This window comes from Yoonia sp. R2-816 (genome assembly GCF_046762905.1).
In the GTDB taxonomy this organism is placed as follows: domain Bacteria; phylum Pseudomonadota; class Alphaproteobacteria; order Rhodobacterales; family Rhodobacteraceae; genus Yoonia.
This window is the reverse complement of record NZ_JBKQXN010000178.1, coordinates 1-2,400: the sequence shown is the minus strand read 5'-3', so window position 1 is coordinate 2,400 and position 2,400 is coordinate 1. Positions and strand designations below refer to the sequence as shown.

Annotated in this window: 3 protein-coding genes; all 3 read left to right on the top strand. The window is 52.0% G+C overall.

Features of this window, described 5'->3' with window-relative positions; all coding sequences use genetic code 11:
• Positions 1–202 (top strand): hypothetical protein (locus ACFWW2_RS07425; RefSeq protein WP_393927246.1); only part of this gene is annotated, 202 nt, incomplete at its 5' end.
• A gap of 430 nt (positions 203–632) precedes the next feature.
• Positions 633–1,424, top strand: coding sequence for a hypothetical protein (locus tag ACFWW2_RS07420; protein ID WP_393927244.1), 792 nt, complete (start codon positions 633–635; stop codon positions 1,422–1,424).
• 222 nt (positions 1,425–1,646) lie between these two features.
• Complete coding sequence (locus ACFWW2_RS07415; protein WP_393927242.1) at positions 1,647–2,255, top strand: uridine kinase; 609 nt, start codon at positions 1,647–1,649, stop codon at positions 2,253–2,255.
• The last annotated feature ends 145 nt before the right edge of the window (positions 2,256–2,400 follow it).

The following is a 2,400-nucleotide window of genomic DNA, read 5'->3' as shown; positions in this document are numbered from 1 at the left end:
GTCCGTCATCGGAAACTCCTGTCATCAGATTGAGAAGGTCCCAATCGTCAAACAGGTGCGTCAGTTCGCAAAATCCACGCCGCTTACATCAGCGCACAACATCCGCCGTAAGCGCCAATACCGCGAGAGCGGTTTCGTCCTCGTCCCGCCGACCTGCCAAACGTGCCTCAAATCCAAGGTCGGCTTTGGGCTGCCCCGGTAAACTGACTGAAACGCTCGGATGTCGGCAGCGAGCCCTTCATCGCCATACAAGAATTCGCTCGCGCACCTAGTCGCAAAGCGGACAAACCCGACCTTTGATTATCGACCTTCGCCGGAGCAGCATCGTATCGCACGTGCAGCACCGGTGCCGCCGCGCCACAGCAAATGTCGCCACAGCGGCCATTTATACCGCGTCGGACATCCGTGATCCAAACCGCACCTTCGCCGCGTCTGGCAACTCCCTTATCCGTCTGGTGAGGCCGAGAACGGTGAAGATCATCGACACAAACGGAACTGGTTGATGCGTGAATCAGCGGATTTGTCAGTCTGAGACCGGAAAGAATTCGGCCGGGGCCAGAACCGGTTGTGAAGCTTGCAACTTTTGTACAACAGGGTACTAACCTGTGGGTTAGAAAAAGGTGGCAACAGAAATGATGGAACTGGCGAATGAGTTCCCCGAAATTGGTGCCCAAATTGGGTCCCGTGGGCTAGGACGGCGTGATCTCGAGTACCACTTGTCGAGAACCTCAACTGAACAATACTCATTGAAGTCAGTTAAGAATTGCACTGAGACAGTCGTTCGAACCATCGCTGCGGTAAGAAAAGAATACCGTGGTTCTAAGGAAAGCTATCAGCATGTCTTACAGCAATTGAAGCTGCAAGACTGGCATCACGTATCGGATGATGAAATTGCCTTGGATATGAAAAAGTCCAGCAAAAAGGCGGGGCTAACAGCTAATAGCTTCCCAAAGTTTCAACATGTTCGCTGCTTATTTCAAAGCGACCCTACGGACTTCGAAAAGCTCCCGGAGAAAATGGATGTTTTCCGTTTCGTGCCGATACCTGGCGTTTGTATTGTTCTGACCAAACTTGGTTGGCCCACAAATGTTTATCACACCATCGGTATTGACGCGGTTTTGCCGGCTGAATCTGATGGCCTTTTGTTTTGGTACATTTCCCACCCCAACTTTGTGGCAGGCGCTAAGACTGTTCAAACATTCGGAGAAAGCTTTTGGGCAACACAAACATGCCGTGGCTTACCTTATCCGACCTTTGATAAAAGAGCCTGGGCTCGAACCTTCCTCGGCATGTACCAACATCGGTCAGGCCCGCAAGTGACAGAAGAGGTGTTTTTTTCTTCAGGTTTTTGCCTTGGCGACAGAGATGAGGTGCCACTCAAGCTAACCAAGAATGGAACATACATTCATTACCACTATCTGTAGACGAAAAATGGGCCCTAAACGCCAGTTTCGCCGCCAGTGACACGAACCTTGGCTTTCGGGGCGCTAATGGCGACGACTGTCCAGAGACGCCAGCCAGGTCAAGGGTCTGCGCAGCTTTGCCGATGACGGCTTGCCGAGCGCCCGTTCCAACACCCTCGCTGCATGAGCATTAGGCGGCTTTGAGCCCGTTTCAACAAATGCTGCATCGCGGTATAGTCAAGCATGTCACCACCTTGGAACAAAAATGTCGAAAGCCTCATCCGTGCAATCGTCGCAAAAAATCACGACGTCGCAGGACCATTTTTGGTGGCAATCGATGGCCGGAGCGGGGCGGGAAAGTCGACACTTGCTCGAACAATTGCCCAACGGTTGAATGCGCAGATAATTTCCGGTGATGACTTTTTCACAGGCGGTGAAGGAATACTGGATGAACCAGCGGACGTACTCGCTGAGATTTGCATAGACTGGAGGGCGTTGCGCAACGTCCTTGAAAAGCTTCATGTCTCTGAACCTGCGTCCTTTTATCCTTACGATTGGGGTGCATTCGACGGCTCGAAATCCTCCATAGAGACACTTGTCGAGCCATGCGAAATCGTGGTGATTGAGGGCGTCTATGCTGCTCGGCCAGAACTCCGCGACTTTCTCGATCTGACGGTGTTGATAGAGGTGCCAGAGGAAGAACGTCTCAAGCGCTTGGTAAGAAGAGAAGGTGGTCTCAGCGTTTGGGAGCAACAATGGCACCGTGCTGAGGACTGGTACTTTGAAAACCTTGCACCGCCACACAGCTTCGATTTGTTGCTGTCTGATGCGACTGTGTCGCCCCAATTGTAGAAGTCAGCTTCGTCCTGTGTGGATGGTCCCTGCAAAGCAAGACTTTTTTCGAAGCAGTTAGCAATTTGTCAGATACGGTCTTGTGTTCGGCCTGTTCGCGCGGTTCTTAGGTCCGCTGGCCTTGATGGTTTCCGCAGATCAAGTC